Source organism: Fictibacillus phosphorivorans (genome assembly GCF_001619875.1).
In the GTDB taxonomy this organism is placed as follows: Bacteria; Bacillota; Bacilli; order Bacillales; family Fictibacillaceae; genus Fictibacillus; species Fictibacillus phosphorivorans_B.
In genome coordinates, this window is the sequence record NZ_LRFC01000001.1 from 524,760 (window position 1) to 542,777 (window position 18,018).

An 18,018-nucleotide genomic window follows, 5' to 3' on the forward strand; every position below is an offset into this window, starting at 1 on the left:
ATGTCGACTCGCCGATATATGATCCTAACTCGCCGAATTATCGGTTAACCTCGCTGAATTATAGGCAAAACTCGCCGAATTAACACCAAAATTTAATGAATGAATAGCAGGGATACCCAGCTGGTTATCAATAAACATACAGGTTATCACGCTAAAAGGCACCTAATTCAAAGAATTAAGGAGGAAAACCACTTTGGAAATGACGAAGAGTCGATCGGACTTGCTTTTAACGGTGTTAGATTCAACATTTGATAAGGAAAGTTGGTATGCTCCGCTCAAGCCTGCCATTGATGGGATTACGGCAGAACAAGCGAGTTGGACACCACCAGGCGAGGCGATGAAAAGCATTTGGGAGAACCTCAATCATCTTATTTATTACAAAGAAAGACTGGTTGCGAACCTGGAAAATCGTGAATGGACCAATCATCTTGACGGTGATGCAACCTTCGATCTCACGGAACAAACCAATGACGACCAAGAATGGCAAAAAGTCGTTGAGCGTGCTGAAAATGTGCATAATCGGTTAAGAGAGATACTGAGCAATACTACAGATGAAGTGCTTGGCCAACATTCACAAAAATTGCTGGATATCTTTCTTCATGATGCCTACCATACTGGTCAGATTATGCAAGTTAGAAAGATGCAAGGGTCTTGGCCATCGCACCGTTAAATGAATACTAAGTAGAACTCATAAGAAAAATCGTGAGGTGTAGGCCTCACGATTTTTTCAATATGAGAAGAGGGGAAGGGTTATATTAACGCCCGGGACCCCATCCACCCCATCCACCAAAATATTGTTGTTGAAGCCACCACGGCCATCCTTGTTGACCACCTGGACCCCAAGGACCCATTTGGCCCATTTGGCCCATTTGACCCATCTGTCCGCCCTGGCCCATCTGACCCATTTGCCCAGGTTGCCCCATCTGTCCACCTTGACCCATTTGGCCCATGCCAGATCCGAAGACAGGAGGGATAGGTCCTTGATATGGAGCGATTCCGTACATATCTGTTTCGTGTACTTGCAGCGCTCTTACTCCACTAGGGGTGAACACGTTAAGAGTTGCCATCTTGGTTGCTTTATCGTATTTAACAACTTGTGCCACAACTTGGCCGTAGCCAGTGATGGCCGTCGTAATATATTGGCCGATATACTGTTCAATAGTTGGTCCTGGTACTAAATACGCTCTTTTATTTTGAAACAAAGAAATCCATCCTTCAATTAGTTTTATTCCGTATATATATATGTTTATCTCGATGATTAGTTTGGACAAGAACCTAAAAATGATGGCGAATATGAAAATTATAGGATTATTGAAATAAGGGAATTAAAAAAATGAAAAGTTACTGGTTTTCACGCCTAGTTCTTTAAGTATGTAGAATTCTTTATTGCCTGTATGAATGTCTATACATAGGCTTGGCTAAGTTCATATACTTTAACGAAAAGACTTTGTTTAGAAAGGATCGTTGTTTTTGTTTCAAAACACAAGATTGAGTGCTCAAGAAGTGAATAACATTTATCAAACGAACCCTTATGGGATAACTAATATAACTGGTTATGGTCAAGCAATTGTTAAAATAACGAGTGTTAATTTGGACCTACAACAAAATACGGGATCAGTGGTTTTAACAATATATACTCCGACTGAAGATATCCAAGCCGGAACAGCAATAAAATATTTGACAGGCTGGACTCCATATACCGGCCCAATACCTCCTCAATTCGGACACCAAGGCGGACTTCCAGGCGGCATGGGCGGCCAAGGATACGGACAAGGTCAAACTTTTCCTTCACCATGGGGAGGTCAAGGCACCCCAGGCGGCTGGGGTACTTGGGGTTATTAATAAAAAGTAAAAGAAGCTTTTAATGAACGGCACCCAAAAATCTAGACACAGTCTAAAAATTGGAGGTGCTTTTCCTATGGATAAATATGGATTGCAAACAAAACAACAATCGAATTAAGGGGAAATTAAAAGGCATGAGTCCAGTATAATACCGGACTCATGCCTTCCTAGTTGCCTAACGAAACCTTTTAGGGGTCACCTCACCCCCGTTTTTTTACATTACGAATGAATCAATTTTTTGACGAGTTCACGGTTTCGCTCTTTGAACACTTCGTTATGAGAAGAAACCATGGCAACGGTTTGAGCGTCGGGCTGGATGAATTGTTTCGCTTTATTCACCGCGTTCGCTGCATCTTGAAATGTTCCTGCGATCAAGTTCAGTTTGCCTTCGTGCTTCAATATGTCTCCTGCTGCATACAAGCCAGGGACTGACGATTCACTGTTCGCATTTCCTGCAATATAAAAGTTATCCGCAAGCTCGATATTCAAGTCGCTGTTTCCGAGTAATGATGTATCTTGTTCATACCCGTGGTTGATGATGACTTCATCAATAGGCAAGTACGAAATTTCACCTGTCACATGATTGGTGAGTTCGATCTGTTCAATCACCTCATGGTTCGGACAAGCAAACAACTTAGAGATCGACGTGTTAAAGATACAGTCGGCGCAACTGTTCATGAGTTGTGTCACTTGAGCTTCGTGACCAGCTAGTGTTCCTTTTCGATACGTGAGATACACTTTTTTGGCGATATGTACGAGTTCGTTCGCCCAATCAATGGCTGTATTTCCACCGCCTGAAATAACAACTGTCTTATCTTTAAATTGCTGAAGAGATTTTACCGTGTAGTTCAAATTCGAAACTTCAAATCGCTCAGCACCCTCAATATCAAGTCTCTGCGGATTTAAGATCCCGCTTCCAACCGCAACGATAACGGTTTTTGAAACATGCTTTTCACCGCTAGATCCTTGCAAAATAAAGAGACCCTCATCGTTTTTCGAAATCGATTCAACTTTTTCATTTAACACAACTTCTGGATGGAACGTTAATCCTTGTTCAACGAGCTTTTCTATAAGCTTTGCTCCTGGGAGAGGAGTATGACCGCCAACATCCCAGATCATTTTCTCAGGATAGACATGGAGCTTTCCGCCTAATTGTGGCTGATATTCAATAATCTTCGTCTTCATCTCTCGTAGTCCGCTATAAAAGGCAGAGTACAGACCAGCTGGGCCTCCACCGATAATGGTCACATCAAATATTTCGTGTTTATCCATATGCGTTCCTCCTCAGGAAGCAGTAGTAGTGATTATCATTCTCATTAAGAATATAACGAATTGTCTCATTTTACAATCACTTTTTAGATATATGATGAACCATGACTAAAAGCAATTGGATAAGCACAATACTAGAAAAGAGTTAATTTTAAGGAGGTAAATGTGATGACAAATCGTAACGGCAGTGAAGGAAGCAAGAATCAAGGATCGCCTAAAGCGCAGCATGATCAAGAATTCAGCAGTGAGTTCATGAGTGGCGACAATAACAAAGGCAACGAATATCGTTCTAAAATTGGGAGTAAATCAAAGAGTAAACCGAAACAAAGTAAAGAATAGGAAAAATCGTGAGGTGCAGGCCTCACGATTTTTTACGTTAATGCAAGAAACATCTTGATTCAATGAGTGATCTTTACCGATTTCAATCACGGGTAGAACGGTTCAACTACCGGTAGATAGACACCCCATTTCCGTAAGTGCTATCCTTTTTACTAACAGGGCGCACTGTAAAATTTCAAGGGGTGACTTTCATGCTGAACAGTCAATTAATTGGTTCTTACATTTCAAAGCTTCGTAAAGAAAAAGATTTCACACAAGTAGAATTAGCCGAGCAACTGAACATTAGTCATCAAGCGGTTTCTAAATGGGAAAGAGGGGAATCTCTTCCTGATATCGGTACCCTTGTTTCCCTTGCTGCTCTCTTTCAAACTTCAGTGGATGTCCTGCTATCGGGTGGGAGTCGAACTGTTTCATCGAATCACGTTGGGCAGATGGTCAATCAATTGGCTACTCATCAACTTGAAGGTGCAGCAAGCTTATTGAACGCTGGGGATACAGATGTTTACGAATTCATCGCGATTGCTCCATTACTGAAAACAGGAGTGATTGAAGAAGTGATTCAGCACGTGAACGAAGAAAGATTAAATTTAGAACATGTCATTCAACTAGCTCCATTTGTGAATGAAACGCTTTTAGGGAAGCTTCTCACCAAACTGAAGATTGAAGAATGCTCATGGGAACAAGTCGAATCCCTTGCTCCTTTTCTTCCTAAGCCTTTCTTAAGTGATCTATTAACAAAAGTAAATGCACCTGTGACACTAGCCAACCTCTTACACCTCGCTCCTTTTTTGGCAGGTGAGATTCAATCCTTGATGCAACAGATAGACATCGAACAAATAAATTGGCATGACATCGAAAGGCTTGCTCCGTTTATTTCAAGTGATCAACTGACCGATATCATTCAAAAATGTAACGATTCAATTGAGACCATGAGACAACTTGTTGCCGTTGCTCCTTTTTTAGAGAAAGAGCATATCGAAAGTATCTTCTTACAGACAGAATCTATTTCGATCTCTAAGAATGACGTTTTGGCACTTGCACCGTTTGTGAGCAAATCGCTGCTCGAAAGGTTGATCTCATCGTTGAAACCAAACGAACTCACCATTCAGGATGTCTTGGCTCTTGCTCCATTTTTGAGTAATTCTACCATTGAAAACTTGTTAGTCGAAAAATAAATCGCTTTACAAAGAAAACGACCAGATTAAATGAAATCTGGTCGTTTTCAACGTTATCGGATTATCCTTTAGTCCCAGAGGTAATGTTCGCGCCTTCAATAAAGTACTTTTGGAAGAAGAAAAAGATCAATACAACCGGCAGCAATACGAGAACAGAGGCGGCCATCAAATAATGCCACTGTGTCTGAACGGTGCCTTTAAAAGTTTGTAGTCCGATTTGGAGGGTGTACAAGTTCTCATCATTAATGTAGAGAAGCGGACCTAGAAAGTCGTTCCATGCACCATTGAAAGAAAAGATAGCAATCGTAATAATGGCTGGCTTCATCAATGGCATGGCAATCTTCCACCAGATCTGAAAATGGTTGGCTCCGTCGATTTTAGCGGCTTCAATCATCTCGTTCGGCAGGGTCATAAAGAACTGGCGAAGCAGAAAGATGAAAAAGGCATTTCCTAAAAATGCAGGAACGATGAGCGGCAGATACGTATTCACCCAGCCGATCTTCGAAAAGAGCATGTACTGCGGTATTAATAGAACAAACCCGGGAATCAGCATCGTGGATAACACGATCACAAAAAGAATATTTTTTCCTCTGAAACGAATTTTCGCAAACCCATAGGCTACAAGCGAGTTTACGAGAACACTGCCGATCACCACACAGACGGTGATAAAGAGGGTATTGAGTGCCCATCTCGTGAAGGGAGCGGTATTCCACGCTTCGATATAGTTGTTCCACTGAAACTTGTCAGGCAAAAAAGAGGGCGGAAACTGAGCGATTTCACCAGGCGTCTTGAGCGATGTGGATACCATCCAAAGCACGGGTGATAAGATAACAAGACTTCCGGCTAACAAAATCAGTGAGACAAGGACCTTTTTTATTTTAGTGCGAAAGGACCGCGATTGATAGCGAGGTGTGGTTTTCATTGATGTATTCACTTTTGATCACCGCCTTCGTAATAGACCCATTTCTTTCCTAGTTTCAGGTTAAACATTGTCAGGATCATTACAACAACGAACAGCACCCAAGCCATAGAAGACGCATAACCCATATTGAACAGTTCAAACGCATTGTTCCACATGTGAAGGTTATAGAACAGAAGCGAATTCACCGGGCCGCCATCGCCGTTCTCTGTCATCACATACGCTTCTTGAAAAATTTGAAACCCGCCGATCAAACTGGTTACGATATCAAAGAATATAACAGGGGTGATCATTGGGATCGTGATATGAAAAAACTTTTGAAGCGATCCTGCACCATCGATCTCCGCTGCTTCATACATCGTCTTCGGAACGCCTTGAAGACTTGCCAGATAAAGAAGCATTCCGCCACCGACACTCCAAAGCTTCATGAGGATTAGGGCAGGCTTTGTCCATTCTGGGTCATACAGCCAGGCAGGACCGTCGATCCCAAACCAGGACAATGCTGTATTCACTAGTCCTGTTGATGGGCTTAAGAGCTGCATCCATAACAGATAGACCGCGACACCTGATAACACAGCAGGCAGATAATAGAGCGTCCGGTACCATTTCATTCCCGGCACCCGCTGATTCAACAATACGGCTAAAAGGATCGCGCCTGCTGTCGTAACCGGCACGGAGAAAAGGACATAATACAGGGTGTTCCAAAGCGAGGTCCAGAAAAGGTGATCCATTGTAAACATCCGCTTGTAATTATCAAACCCTGTAAACTCCATGCTTGAAGTAATGTTGTAGTTTGTAAAACTTACATATAAAGAGAAAAGAAGAGGGCCGAGCATTAAGCAAACAAATCCAATGATCCAGGGTGCGATAAACAGATAGCCGGCTAGTTCTTCTCGTCTTCGGAGTGACTTGATCAAGTGCTTATTTTCCGCCTTTTGACGGTACTTAACGTTTACTTTGTCTTTCTTTTTTACAAAAACCGATTCCATTCATATCCCCCCTGCATTGAAAAAGGGAGACAAAGCTCCCATTTCCTTATTTCTGTATACTTCCTTCAACGGATTTTTGAGCATCTTTTAGTGCATCTGAGGCTTTTCGCTGTCCAAGGAGTACGGCATCAATCATAGGATTGATCTTGGATTGATAATCAGGTGCATCGACAGGCACCGGAAATAATTTCGTAACTTCCATATTATCGACTGCCGCTTGATAGACTTCCTTATCTGTTCCTTTAAGTTCAGAAAGAGCTTTTTCAGCAGCCTCTTTATTGGCTACGTTGTCAAAGTTCTGGGCTGCCCAATATGTTTGTGCCTCAGTCCCAGTGAGGTACTTGATAAAGTCATACGCTTCTTTCGGACTGTTCGAGCCTTTTGGAATCTCGGCTACGAAACCTCCGCCTGCACTCCAATTCTTTTCACCTTCTGATACTGCCGGAACAGGGGCAACACCAAACTCCATATCTTTTCCGTAATCCCTGATCTGTGTATAGAACGTGGCCACATCTACCATCATCGCCACTTTACCTGCGATAAAGGGGTTCGACTGCTCACTGCCAAAGTCTGCTTTAAACGCGTTGACTTGCTCGACACCAATTCGGTCGTTGTATCCTTTGATCCAGTTAAGGGCTTTTACTTTTTCTTTTGTTGCGATCTTCACATCGCCATTTTCATCGATATAGCTTTGGCCGTTATCCGCATTCATCATCCAGCTGTCTGCTCCGAAAGATCCCCACAGTGGATAGAAGCCGATGCGGTCGTATTTCTTTCCGCTTTTCTTATCGAGCTTTTCGGCATAGCTTTCTAACTCTTCCCAAGTTTGAGGTGGTTTGTTTGGATCTAAACCAGCTTCTTTGAACGCTGTTTTGTTATAAAATAAGAGGCGTGTATCCGTATTGAACGGCACCGCATATGGGTCACCTTTGTATTCAACGGTCTTCCAAAGTTCCGGGTAGAAGTTTTCCTTAAACGAATCATCTTTTATGTATTTCGATAGATTTTCCGCTTGGTCATTCTTCGCTCGGTGTCCGACTGCGTTAATATCATTGATGATCACGTCAGGAGGATTTCCTGCTGCGATCGCCGCTAGGTTCTTCGTCCAAATATCTCCCCATGGCAAAAATGTATGTTTAACAAACACTTTATCTTGTGAAGCATTGTAATCATCAATAATCTTCTCGATGATCGGTCTTCTTGTTTCTGAACCCCAAAATGTCCAGAAATCCACAACCACTTTCCCGTCCTTTGTTTTCTTGGCTTCTGCTTTCTTCTCATCGGAGCCAGAGCATCCTGAGAACAGACTAATAATCAGGACTGCCATCAGCGCCCACGTGAACCACTTCTTCATGCTGTTTCCCCCTTGTGTAAAATTAATATTGTGAAGTAATAACTCAGTTCCCTTGCTTTAGTGGGTTAAAACTAGGTCTTTCGTTGTGTTTGCCCGAAAATAGGTTTAATTTTTGAAAAAGCCTGTTTGCTGTTTTCAGCACATTATTATGTTTAAAAAATAAAAAAGAGTGATAGCGCACGGCTTTTCAGCCATTTGCCTTCACTCTTAATCGCAACATTTTAAAAATAAGGAAGCATTCCAAAAAAATGACTTCTTTACTATTCCTTCTCATAACGTATTCCGAGTAATCACCACTCTAGGTATGCATACTGCCTTGTAATCTAGGATGTGGCCGGTAGTGTCCGACTGGTACCTGCAGCAGACTGGTTATGTCTTTGTGTTGGTGAAGCTCATCATAAGAAGGGACATGAAACCCCAAAACAGGGTGACCACCCATCTTACATGCTGTTGCTGCCACAAGTAAGCGATGAGAAAGAATGCCAGCTTCCATGTGCTGAATGCGATAACCTCTATATCCGAAAGCCGTCTTGTAATGATTTCTGCTGCCAGCGATATTTATGGAAAGCGGAATCTGAGCCATATTCACAAAATCTGATAACAGTCCGTCTTGCAGCCTGTTTCGATAATCACCAGAAGCTATCTGCTGTAACGTATGCTGAGATTCATCGTATCGATACAATCCGTTAGGTAAGCCTTCTACGTTATACGTACTGATGGTAATAGAAATCCGGTTAGCGAACTGCATGAAACCCTGATCCAGATCATTGCGGTATGAACGCGTTGTCACCGTTTCATGTAAAAGGGCAGACAATGTGTGAAGGCTTAGCGGCTTCAGTACAAAATCCAACCCAGGCGAATATCGTGTTTGACAGGCAGTTAAGAAATCATAAGTTAGCCCATTAACCGCAGGCAGTTTAACGGTTGGACTTCCGCAAACTTCTTTTGGTTGCTCGAGCATTTTACGCGGTGATGTGAAAGAATCCAGCATGCAAGCATCGTTCAACTTATGCAGCATTGGGTAATCCATTATTCTTTTGGAACGTACGTAATGCTGGTGGTGAAGCGGTGGAAGTTCAGTACATAATTTTTTAGCTGACACGCTGTTTTGCTCTTCATCAGAAAACCAGCTCATTTCGCGGTCGACAGAAAGAGGAATCACTGCATACACACTTTCTTCCTTCTCATCAATGCCAATCAAATGGTTTACGGCAGGGTCCAGGAATTGATAATAGACGCCTGTTTCAAAACCTAACCGCTTGCTGACTTCGAGCAGCTGTCCGATCACAAACCCGGCATCTAAGCCCTGCAGCCGGTAAGAGAAGTTATGATACTTAAAGAAGTTCTTCCAAAAAAAAGTTGAGATAAAAACCGTGGCAAAGGAAGAAGAGATGTCACAGCGGCTGCCGAGTGCCTGCTTCAAGTAATCATCAAAATTACCTTCCCTCAAACAAATCAGGCGATGGTGTGCCACATCATAATGATAGATACCAGATGCGGCATCTTCTATTTTTAAGTAAAGATACAGTTCGTTCGGATACAGGGCACCGCCAGACGGAACGAAGCGCCGGCATGTTGTCCACGTATCAGGTCCATCACCAAAAGCAAACGACTGGCTCACTTGGGTGAGGCCGAACGTGTACCACAAAAGTTGGCTTACTTCTTTTAACGTTGGCTTAGCGGTTTGCTTTAAATCTTGAGGAATCTCGGAGCTCAGTTCGACTGCAGGCAACCCTCGGTAAATTTTGTAGGGAAGCGGGGCATCTTCCCAGTTCACCTCCCAGTCAGGGGGAGTGATTTCGTGTGACTTATAATGAAGTTTATACAAAAATTCATCAAGGTTCATAACAGTTCCCCCTGCCACACTGGTTATGGAAATGGATGTGGGTATGGATTAAGGTCGCTCGCAGAAAGAGGCTGCTTCACATACCCGAGTTTTGCTGGAACGGTCAGCACGCGGTCCAGTCCTTCTAATCGAGTAAGGTGGTGTCCGAATGTCATCGGCAGCATGCCAGGAATCACCACTTTTACACAATGAAGTCCGTTTCGTTCTAGTTCTGGACCGGTTTGGTTCACCACAATGACTTCAAGATTCAGTTTTTGAAAAATGGTTAGAACCGCTTTTAGATCATCTAACAGATCCGTTGTTTTCTTTCGAGCGCGAAACTCCTCTTCAAAGCTTTTCACTTTGCGTTTATCGAGCAGGAAATATAAGCGTTTCTCCGCTTCCTTCAAACCATACACCATCGAATGATCTTCCATATGGCGTACAAGATCAGAGTCGCGGTACATCTCTTTATATTTCTTGCGGTTTTTTACAAATGAATCTTCCATATTTAGAAGCATGCCTGATAGTTCCTGCACCGCTCCTTTTACCGCACGAAGTGGATCGAGATGCGCACCTGCTGCACATAGAAGGTTCAAACCATCTTCTTTCGTATTCTTCGCCATCGCCCAAATGCTTGGTATGCCATTTTCCGTCGTTGCATTAAAAAGATGGACCTCAAAGCCCGTAACACTTTGGATACGCTGAACCATGAGCTGCAACTCCGAATCATCAATCGACTTTAGATCGAGGCGCGGAATCGGAAGCTCGCCATACCACGTCATCAAAAACGCATCACGCTCGACAATCTCAAAGATTCCGTACAAAATGGCTTCTTCTAAACTGCCGCCGACCGCACAGCCATTGGACGTTTCGTACAGAAAACCTTCTCCGCCGCCTAAGCTGTAGTACGCGAATGTCTCTGGCACGAGAAGCGGACGGTCCTCTGTTAACAAATACGCCCAAACCCAATGAATGGAACGGTCGGGGTCAAACGGTTTAAACGGAAACCGCTGCTTTTTATATTGATGAGGTGCATGCATGCCGAGCGTAACAGGATTAAGTGCAACGTTCTTCACCTTGGAATACGGCTCATACACGACCGTCTTTTTCCCTCTTGGTGCATAACCGCAATATCGCTCAAGACCTTCTAAAATACCCGCAAGTTCACTTTGTTTGTAGGAATGAGTGCGTCCGGCATTCAATTCATTGCCAGAAAGGAGCGGCAGGTTCACAACCGTATCGGCAAAAGGTGACACCAAGTCATATCGTTTGAAATTGAGAAGCCCTGTCTGGCTGTCTAAATAATCACGACTTAACACTTTTTCTAATTCGTCTAACGAGCGGCAGCGGTAGCTATCAGTAGAGGTCCTCGGACTTGGCTTGAGTGATATGCATGCGTTGTCATCCGTATCAACAGGAAGATCACCGCACACAGGGCAATACGGGTCTGGCAAAAAGAAATGCTGAGCCAATTTGAACGATGTGAGTTGAAGAAATAGGACATGCTCGAATGTACGCGGTGTTTCTCCTTTTATAAAGGAATCAACCTCATTTCTTATCAAAAGGGAAGTTTGCGAGAATGCTAGATTGGTTACAAATGGGTCACGGTCTTGTTTGGTGTCACGATTATTTTTGACATAGTCTTTTAGTTGAAAATGCTCCCGCCGCTCTTGCCTCGTCATAAAGTGGCGCAGATCGGCACATTGAGAACAGCCTGGTTTGTCAGGATAAACGAAAGGACCGATGTTCACTTCACCAAAAAATAGGAAACTTCGTAGCCAAGGAATAGAGTGCGCGCGAAAAACTTCTTCTGCTCTTATCTGTTCAGCCGGATCCCATGAATCTTGCAGCAGAAGTGCTAGACTTTCTTTGTTTGGCGACGCTTCATCTGCCGAATGATAGCGTGTAATGTGATAGTCACTGGACAGTTCTTTACAAACATAGTCTGCAAGGTTACCATTTCCGATAACAGCGATAGAGTGCGTCATGACTGTTCCTCCTGTATGAGCGTTATGCCGAATATGCCGTTTGTGTTGTCGTTTAGAACAGGTTCTGCTTGCAGGGAATAAAACTTTGCTTGTGTAGCGTGCTTTTTTAAGATGTTGAGTGCAGCAGAGAGTGTAACTTCAGGAGTTTCTTCTTTACTGCTAGAAAGTTGAACCTGACTAGATATAGTTGTTGGCTCAATAGACGAGACCATAACGCCGTAAACGTGAAGGGCTTTTTCTTTATTTTGGTTATTCATAATGGCTGTTTTTAGGGCCCGGCGTACTGCGGCGGTGTCATGTAAGCCGACACTTCCGTACCATTCATCATTACACTGCAACCAAACAACAGGAAAACCAAGAAGCTTCTTCCCGTAATAAAGCTTAAATTCAGGGCATAAGGCAGAAAGTGATTTAACCATAAACTGAATGTGGTTATCCTGTAACGACTGGATATCCAGCTCTGCTGATATTTCAAGATCTGTGTTTTGTGACTTGAGAAAAATCTCATGAAGTTCGTTTTGCAGTGCTCTGCATAAGCCATCAGCAGCGGTTAGGCCGGTTCCGATGCTCATGGAGTGAGGAAAATCGGCATACAGTGATCTCACATAGTTCTCAATTCCAGACAGACCTGCTTCTAGCCTTGCTTCTTCATGTGTAAGACCAGAGCAGATGATCACAGGCTGTGGGGGAGCTGGTCCCTCAGAACGAGGATCAGCCACCTGGATTTTGCACTGAGATAATGGCAGTTGCAGCAGTTCCTCTTCTTCCCACGTATGAAAAATGCCGGTATCTTTTGACGTGATGCTATAAAACAACGAATGCAGATCTTTTTGTTGCTGGTTGTTGGTACTTTTTAAATAGGTGAGTGGGTCTTTGATCTGTTCTGCTTGAACACTGCCGTTCACAAGCGGGTGGGGAAGAACACTATGCCAGTTTCCTTCAAGTGTTTCCAAGTTCAGTCTGTAAATGAAATGATCCTTTTTCTGATCTTCTGCACCTGTAATTTCTTTGAACAATTCAAAAACAGCAACGTTTGCTAAGAGAGCACAAGCTGTTGGTGAACTGTTATTTTCAGATGCTGGCTGATGCATACGCCGGTGAGCCGATTCATAGCTGCTCGACGGGGAATCTGGTGACACGAATGGTCCTGCAAAAGCCAGATCCTTTTTAATCGTAATCGGAAGAAAATGTTTTTGTTTTTCTTTGCAGATATTTTGAACGGTAACAAGTTGTGTAGTTTCGCTGTTTAGTGAACCAAAAATGACATAATCATAGTGTTCTAGATTTTCGCTCCATATATCCGGTTCTGCTTTTATCATTGTAATTTTTAAAGTGGAATCTGATTCGCTTGCCTTTGTAATCCTTTCTCGCAGCTTTTTTTCATCTTCTTTTTGGAAATGATGTGTTGGGATAATGGTGAAGGCAGAAAGACCGGATTCAACGAGTGAAGTAACAAGTGATTGGAGAAGCTGGCCTGCACCCATCACTGCCACCTTTGACTCACGATATTTCTGAAACCGGTGCGCACCTGAATCACAGATATGATTGATAAATTCGATTTGAGAAGCGAATTTTGTGAGAATTTGATCCGAAAGCTGATGCGGAAGATCTTGGCTGAGATCACGTACAAAGCCGTTTTCATAAAGAACTTGCGTGATTTTGTATACCTGCTCTTTAAATGAATCCGGTAAATCACTCGTTATATGGTCAAGGGTGAGCGTGCCATCGAGCATGGGAATCAGTCGTTCAAGCCATTTCTCGATCGTGCTTCCTTCCATCCGAATAGAAGTCACGTTGTTGCGCAGGTACACGCCTTGATTGGATTCAGGATAGATGAATGTATCTCTTTTCACTTGTAATCGCATCGCTGGATGAATCGTTTGCATGATACCCCTCCTTACCAAATGCTCATCATCTATTTGTATGGAGTCTGCTTGTCTGTTATGTCTTTGATTTGTAGGCTTTAGGAGCTGTTTTTGCATTAACGTAAAAATTATTGTGATTAACGTGAATAAAAACGAATTAACGTGAAATTATTGCGATTAACGTGAAATTATTGGAATTAATGTGAATATATTTTGAGGTGTTTACGGGGAACGAACAAATAATAGATATGTATGTTCCATAATTACAGCTTGCCTATAAAACAAATGAGAAAGAGGCGTGACCGACAAAAGTAACTTCTACTTTTGAGCCATGCCCCACTTTTTTATATAAAAATTGCCCACTTATCGGCCATGTCCGCCGCAACCACCACAGCGTCCACCGCAACCTCCGCAACGGCCAGCACAGCCACCGCATCCGCCGCAGCCTCCACATCGACCAGCGCATCCACCGCAACCGCCACATCCACCGCATCCTCCACAAAAGCCAACACAAACTCCTGCGCAAAAACCAAAACAGATTCCGATTCCGCAGAAACCAACGAATATACGTTGATCTTGTGCATGCTGATCGTCTGGATAACGAGGGGTACCGCCACTTACTTGAAAGTCACCTGTATTTAATCCGTTAAGATCCCATTGGTGTTTATTATCCAATACAAACACCTCCTCATTGTTTACTTTTCTAGAACGAGTTAGGAAGAATCCGTGACGTTTATTTTATAGAGATCATCGCAAATTTCGATAAAGAGGAGTCCTCTAACTCAAATGTCTCATATTAAAATATGGAATGTGTTTGTCCACCGTTACAGGAATGGGTCTTGAGGAATTTATGGGGGCATTGATTTGTAAAACCTCTCAAATCCTTTTTAAATACAACCTTTACATCAGCCAAACACTACCTATAAATTCAATTGCTACGCTATCAGTGATAAATACATAACACGGAGGGGTTTGGATATGAGTTCAAAACAAGTTAACCGTCGCGATTTTATTAAGATTGGTGGAGCGAGCACACTTGCTTTAACACTTGGCTCGCTAGGTGACGCTTCTTCTTTCTTTGATAAAAATAGGACTGTACATGCTGATGCTAATGAAGAAAAAGTTCTTCGTTTTCATCCAAATGGGAAGTTTAAAGTCGTTCAATTCAACGATACGCAAGATGATGAACGCATTGACCGCCGAACGATAGAGTTAATGGAAAAAGTTCTAGATTCAGAGAAACCAGACTTTGTTGTGCTAAACGGGGACAACATTACGGGTGGTTGCGATACGGAGCTGGAAATGAAACAAGCGATGAATAATATTGCACAGCCGATGGAAAACCGAGGCATAAAATGGGCGGTTACATTCGGAAACCATGACGAAGACTCTACCACAAAGAGCGGAGTAGACGAGAGTAAGATGCTGGAGTTCTATCGTTCTTATAAACATAATCTAAACGACAAAGGTGCTAAACAGATTACCGGGACAGGGAATATGAATCTTCTTGTTTGGGATGCACAAGCAAAGAAAGCTGCATTTAACTTCTGGCTGCTAGACAGTGGACGTTATGCACCGAAAACGATCGCCGGACAAAATTTTGATGGTTACCCAACATGGGACTGGCTTCGTTTTGACCAAGTAAGCTGGTATAACGAAACGTCTATGAAGATTGAGAACCGGTTTGGCTATAAGGTGCCTTCACTCATGTTCATTCACATTCCATTATGGGAGCATCGTTACATGTGGTATGCGAGTGTGGACAGTCGAACAGAAGCTGACCACAAGCGAGCATTGGATAAGCACCAAATAACGGGTGAGAGAAATGAAGAAGAGTGTCCAGGCCCGATCAACTCAGGATTGTTTTCTGCCATCCAGCATCGCGGCGATGTGAAAGGCGTATTCTGCGGACACGATCACATTAACACCTATGCAGGGAACTATTACGGCATCATGCTCGGTTACAGTGGCAGCACAGGGTTTGGAACGTATGGGCTTGCTGGGGCGGATAAAAACAAACTGCGTGGAGCGCGTGTTTTCAACCTTGATCTGAATCACGAAAATGTACTCTCTGAAACGCACATGGTGTTTGCAAAAGATTATGGCATCGATCTTTCACCGAATGACCAGAGTATTGATCCTGCACCATTGCCAGAAAAGAAACAGACGGTGAAAAATTAATTGTTCTGGACTGACCGAGTAAAAACCTTTGTGGTTTTTCTCGGTTTTTCATTTTAGAAGAGCATTATTTATACAAAAGCAGAAATTGAATAGAGTCACCTGTTCTTCATTGTTTAAAGGTCCATTCAAGACAGAAACTTTTAAAATAGTTTTTATTCGTTTTCTGTCTGCACCATAGAGTTATAAAAACAGCAGGAATTGTGACAAGCATAGTGAATAGGGTTAGTGAAATGTTTTTTATTCTACTTATTCGGTTTTAGGAGGTAACAAAATGTCTAAAAACGCTATGATGTCCAAGGTTGAAAATGATCGAGTTCTCGTTCTTGAACGAGTCTTTGATGCACCGCGTAGCCAAGTATATAAGATGTTCAAAGAACCTGACTACCTCAAACAATGGTGGGGTCCGAGAGGCTGGGAGCTGCCGATTTGCAACATGGAATTCAAGCCAGGTGGTTTTTATCATTATTGTATGAAGTGTATGGATCAAAACCAAGATGAATTTTATGGCATGGAATCTTGGGGGAAAGCCTTTTACAAGGAAATTGTTGAACCAGAAAAAATAGTCTATGTCGATTATTTTTCAGATGAAGATGGCAACACGAATGACATCATGCCTGCTACACGTGTGACGGCTGATTTTGTTGAAATGGATGGTAAGACAAAACTAGTAAATCGTTGTGAATATGCTTCTGCCGAAGAGCTCAAAACGATATTGGATATGGGTGCGATTCAAGGAATTACCGAAACGTGGGATCGACTAGAAGAGCTGCTTAAGAAGCAAAAATAGATATATTTGGATTCGGAGTACGCTATTTCATAAGCGTACTTTTTTTCTTTAACTCACACCCTTCCAAACGTATAGATAGAATGACCTAGCATTTTGTTACGTGGACAAGGAAATTCTTTAAACTTGTCGAAAATTTAAAATGAGTGAGGTATATCCAGGAAGTAGGGAACGGTATGTGGGAATCTATTCAAGACATGTGCTTGCACGTGGTGTTTATTCTATTTACAATCCTAATCTATCAAGTCTTTTTTAATGAAAGAGAAGAGAAACAGAAGAACATACAATCAAAGTTTTTCCTATTTATGCTCATTATCTTAGTTTTTACAATGAGCCAGCCTGTCCTTTATTCTGACATCTATAAATATGATTTTAAAGCAGTAGCAATTATTCTATCCTTTTTATACGGAGGAAAAAGAGTAGGTTTCGCCGCCTTTTTAGCCCTGCTGATCACTGGTTATTTCACAGACCAAAGGCTGTTGGTCTTAGCCGGAAATTATACGGTGTTTTGTCTTTTACTGCTGCCAATAACGAGTTTGTTTCATCGGTACCGACTAAGAGGCAAAATTATTGTAATAAGTTTGTTTTATATGAGCATTCCGATTACAAGAGGGATTTCTCTACAGATAAAAGGGGATGACAGACAAACCATATTTGAACTAAGCTCATCTCTTATTGTTTTGGCCACTCTTATTGTGATTATCTATTTGATTGAGAACATGAACGAGCAGATAAAAATGAAACAAGAGCTGATCCGTGCGGAAAAATTAAATGTTGTCAGCCAGCTGGCGGCGTCCGTTGCCCACGAAATCCGTAATCCGATGACATCTGTTCGAGGATTTATGCAATTAATGCAAAAGGAAAATCTAACAACAGAACAGCAAATGTACATCAGGATCTCAATTGAGGAATTAGACCGAGCACAGGAAATCATCAATCAATATTTAGCTCTCGCAAAACCGCAAACCGAGCAGTATGAAGTGGTTGATTTATCTTCTGTCATTCAACAATCCATTGACGTCATGCGGTCATACGCCATATTAAACAGCATACATATCACACAACAAGTGGAGTCGTCTCTTATCATTCATGGTCTTAAACTCGAAATTCAGCAAGTGTTAATCAATGTGATAAAAAATGCGGTTGAAGCGATTAAAAGCGAAGGGGAAATTTGGATTACCGCTGCGAAACAATCTGCTGATTTCATATCCATCCAAATCAAAGACAACGGTGTCGGCATGACCGATGCGCAGATCAAAAAACTAGGCAGCCCTTATTATTCTACTAAGGAAAAAGGAACCGGACTGGGATTAACGGTTTGTCACCAAATCGTAAAGCAGATGGGCGGACAGATCGTAATCGAGAGCGAACTTAATAAAGGAACTTGTTTTACAATTCATTTGCCAACTGTTAAGTAAGAAAAAAGACAATTAGGGATTTTGGCAATTAATGACTTTGATTTTTGTTTTATCTCAAGGAAAACGT

At 42.4% G+C, this 18,018-nt stretch carries 16 protein-coding genes; 7 read left to right on the plus strand and 9 right to left on the minus strand.

Annotation, left to right across the window (positions count from 1 at the left end; translation table 11 throughout):
• The first annotated feature begins 199 nt into the window (after nucleotides 1-199).
• Nucleotides 200-670, plus strand: coding sequence for a DinB family protein (locus AWM68_RS02660; protein WP_066237448.1), 471 nt, complete (start codon nucleotides 200-202; stop codon nucleotides 668-670).
• Between the two features lie 85 nt (nucleotides 671-755).
• Here AWM68_RS02660 and AWM68_RS02665 read toward each other — a convergent pair whose 3' ends face one another.
• On the minus strand, nucleotides 756-1,202 hold the full coding sequence (locus tag AWM68_RS02665; protein ID WP_066236560.1) for a hypothetical protein: 447 nt from the start codon (nucleotides 1,200-1,202) through the stop codon (nucleotides 756-758).
• Nucleotides 1,203-1,470: 268 nt separating this feature from the next.
• Between AWM68_RS02665 and AWM68_RS02670 the strand changes: the two genes are divergently transcribed.
• Nucleotides 1,471-1,842, plus strand: a complete 372-nt coding sequence (locus AWM68_RS02670; protein ID WP_066236562.1) for a hypothetical protein — start codon at nucleotides 1,471-1,473, stop codon at nucleotides 1,840-1,842.
• A gap of 219 nt (nucleotides 1,843-2,061) precedes the next feature.
• On the opposite strand, the gene AWM68_RS02675 is transcribed toward AWM68_RS02670, so the two are convergent.
• Entirely contained in the window at nucleotides 2,062-3,114 is a 1,053-nt protein-coding gene (locus tag AWM68_RS02675) for an NAD(P)/FAD-dependent oxidoreductase (RefSeq protein ID WP_066236564.1), read from the minus strand.
• 165 nt (nucleotides 3,115-3,279) lie between these two features.
• Between AWM68_RS02675 and AWM68_RS02680 the strand changes: the two genes are divergently transcribed.
• Both AWM68_RS02680 and AWM68_RS02685 read left to right on the plus strand, forming a co-directional pair.
• Nucleotides 3,280-3,450 (plus strand): imidazoleglycerol-phosphate dehydratase, encoded by a 171-nt coding sequence (locus AWM68_RS02680; protein ID WP_066236566.1) that lies wholly within the window; start codon nucleotides 3,280-3,282, stop codon nucleotides 3,448-3,450.
• A 191-nt stretch (nucleotides 3,451-3,641) separates the two neighbouring features.
• Nucleotides 3,642-4,625 carry a helix-turn-helix domain-containing protein gene (locus tag AWM68_RS02685; protein WP_066236568.1) on the plus strand — a complete coding sequence of 328 codons (984 nt, stop codon included), beginning with the start codon at nucleotides 3,642-3,644 and terminating at the stop codon, nucleotides 4,623-4,625.
• 61 nt (nucleotides 4,626-4,686) lie between these two features.
• Here AWM68_RS02685 and AWM68_RS02690 read toward each other — a convergent pair whose 3' ends face one another.
• The 7 genes from AWM68_RS02690 to AWM68_RS02720 all read right to left on the minus strand — a co-directional run bounded on the left by AWM68_RS02690 (nucleotide 4,687) and on the right by AWM68_RS02720 (nucleotide 14,243).
• Nucleotides 4,687-5,559, minus strand: coding sequence for a carbohydrate ABC transporter permease (locus tag AWM68_RS02690; RefSeq protein ID WP_331710021.1), 873 nt, complete (start codon nucleotides 5,557-5,559; stop codon nucleotides 4,687-4,689).
• A complete protein-coding gene (locus tag AWM68_RS02695) occupies nucleotides 5,556-6,533 on the minus strand; it encodes a carbohydrate ABC transporter permease (protein WP_066236570.1) in 978 nt (325 codons plus the stop codon). The genes AWM68_RS02690 and AWM68_RS02695 overlap by 4 nt, the downstream gene beginning before the upstream one ends.
• A 46-nt stretch (nucleotides 6,534-6,579) precedes the next feature.
• On the minus strand, nucleotides 6,580-7,887 hold the full coding sequence (locus AWM68_RS02700; protein WP_066236572.1) for an ABC transporter substrate-binding protein: 1,308 nt from the start codon (nucleotides 7,885-7,887) through the stop codon (nucleotides 6,580-6,582).
• 298 nt (nucleotides 7,888-8,185) lie between these two features.
• Complete coding sequence (locus AWM68_RS02705; protein WP_066236574.1) at nucleotides 8,186-9,733, minus strand: SagB family peptide dehydrogenase; 1,548 nt, start codon at nucleotides 9,731-9,733, stop codon at nucleotides 8,186-8,188.
• Between the two features lie 23 nt (nucleotides 9,734-9,756).
• Nucleotides 9,757-11,703 (minus strand): TOMM precursor leader peptide-binding protein, encoded by a 1,947-nt coding sequence (locus AWM68_RS02710; RefSeq protein WP_066236576.1) that lies wholly within the window; start codon nucleotides 11,701-11,703, stop codon nucleotides 9,757-9,759.
• Nucleotides 11,700-13,589, minus strand: a complete 1,890-nt coding sequence (locus AWM68_RS02715) for a hypothetical protein (RefSeq protein ID WP_066236578.1) — start codon at nucleotides 13,587-13,589, stop codon at nucleotides 11,700-11,702. The genes AWM68_RS02710 and AWM68_RS02715 overlap by 4 nt, the downstream gene beginning before the upstream one ends.
• 342 nt (nucleotides 13,590-13,931) lie before the next feature.
• Entirely contained in the window at nucleotides 13,932-14,243 is a 312-nt protein-coding gene (locus AWM68_RS02720; protein ID WP_082820532.1) for a hypothetical protein, read from the minus strand.
• Nucleotides 14,244-14,546: 303 nt separating this feature from the next.
• Here AWM68_RS02720 and AWM68_RS02725 point away from each other — a divergent pair, with 303 nt between their 5' ends.
• The 3 genes from AWM68_RS02725 (at nucleotide 14,547) to AWM68_RS02735 (ending at nucleotide 17,951) form a co-directional block, all read left to right on the plus strand.
• Complete coding sequence (locus AWM68_RS02725) at nucleotides 14,547-15,749, plus strand: metallophosphoesterase (RefSeq protein ID WP_066236580.1); 1,203 nt, start codon at nucleotides 14,547-14,549, stop codon at nucleotides 15,747-15,749.
• Between the two features lie 271 nt (nucleotides 15,750-16,020).
• Nucleotides 16,021-16,536, plus strand: a complete 516-nt coding sequence (locus AWM68_RS02730) for an SRPBCC domain-containing protein (protein WP_066236582.1) — start codon at nucleotides 16,021-16,023, stop codon at nucleotides 16,534-16,536.
• Between the two features lie 173 nt (nucleotides 16,537-16,709).
• Nucleotides 16,710-17,951: an ATP-binding protein gene (locus AWM68_RS02735; RefSeq protein ID WP_066236584.1), complete on the plus strand. Its 1,242-nt coding sequence runs from the start codon at nucleotides 16,710-16,712 to the stop codon at nucleotides 17,949-17,951.
• Nucleotides 17,952-18,018 lie beyond the last annotated feature (67 nt).

What these genes read in the sequence shown, in the direction of transcription:
- AWM68_RS02660 (WP_066237448.1), top strand. Translation starts at nt 200, where the DNA reads ATGACGAAGAGTCGATCGGACTTGCTTTTAACGGTGTTAGATTCAACA.
- AWM68_RS02675 (WP_066236564.1), bottom strand. Translation starts at nt 3,114, where the DNA reads ATGGATAAACACGAAATATTTGATGTGACCATTATCGGTGGAGGCCCA.
- AWM68_RS02680 (WP_066236566.1), top strand. Translation starts at nt 3,280, where the DNA reads ATGACAAATCGTAACGGCAGTGAAGGAAGCAAGAATCAAGGATCGCCT.
- AWM68_RS02685 (WP_066236568.1), top strand. Translation starts at nt 3,642, where the DNA reads ATGCTGAACAGTCAATTAATTGGTTCTTACATTTCAAAGCTTCGTAAA.
- AWM68_RS02695 (WP_066236570.1), bottom strand. Translation starts at nt 6,533, where the DNA reads ATGGAATCGGTTTTTGTAAAAAAGAAAGACAAAGTAAACGTTAAGTAC.
- AWM68_RS02700 (WP_066236572.1), bottom strand. Translation starts at nt 7,887, where the DNA reads ATGAAGAAGTGGTTCACGTGGGCGCTGATGGCAGTCCTGATTATTAGT.
- AWM68_RS02705 (WP_066236574.1), bottom strand. Translation starts at nt 9,733, where the DNA reads ATGAACCTTGATGAATTTTTGTATAAACTTCATTATAAGTCACACGAA.
- AWM68_RS02710 (WP_066236576.1), bottom strand. Translation starts at nt 11,703, where the DNA reads ATGACGCACTCTATCGCTGTTATCGGAAATGGTAACCTTGCAGACTAT.
- AWM68_RS02715 (WP_066236578.1), bottom strand. Translation starts at nt 13,589, where the DNA reads ATGCAAACGATTCATCCAGCGATGCGATTACAAGTGAAAAGAGATACA.
- AWM68_RS02725 (WP_066236580.1), top strand. Translation starts at nt 14,547, where the DNA reads ATGAGTTCAAAACAAGTTAACCGTCGCGATTTTATTAAGATTGGTGGA.
- AWM68_RS02730 (WP_066236582.1), top strand. Translation starts at nt 16,021, where the DNA reads ATGTCTAAAAACGCTATGATGTCCAAGGTTGAAAATGATCGAGTTCTC.
- AWM68_RS02735 (WP_066236584.1), top strand. Translation starts at nt 16,710, where the DNA reads ATGTGGGAATCTATTCAAGACATGTGCTTGCACGTGGTGTTTATTCTA.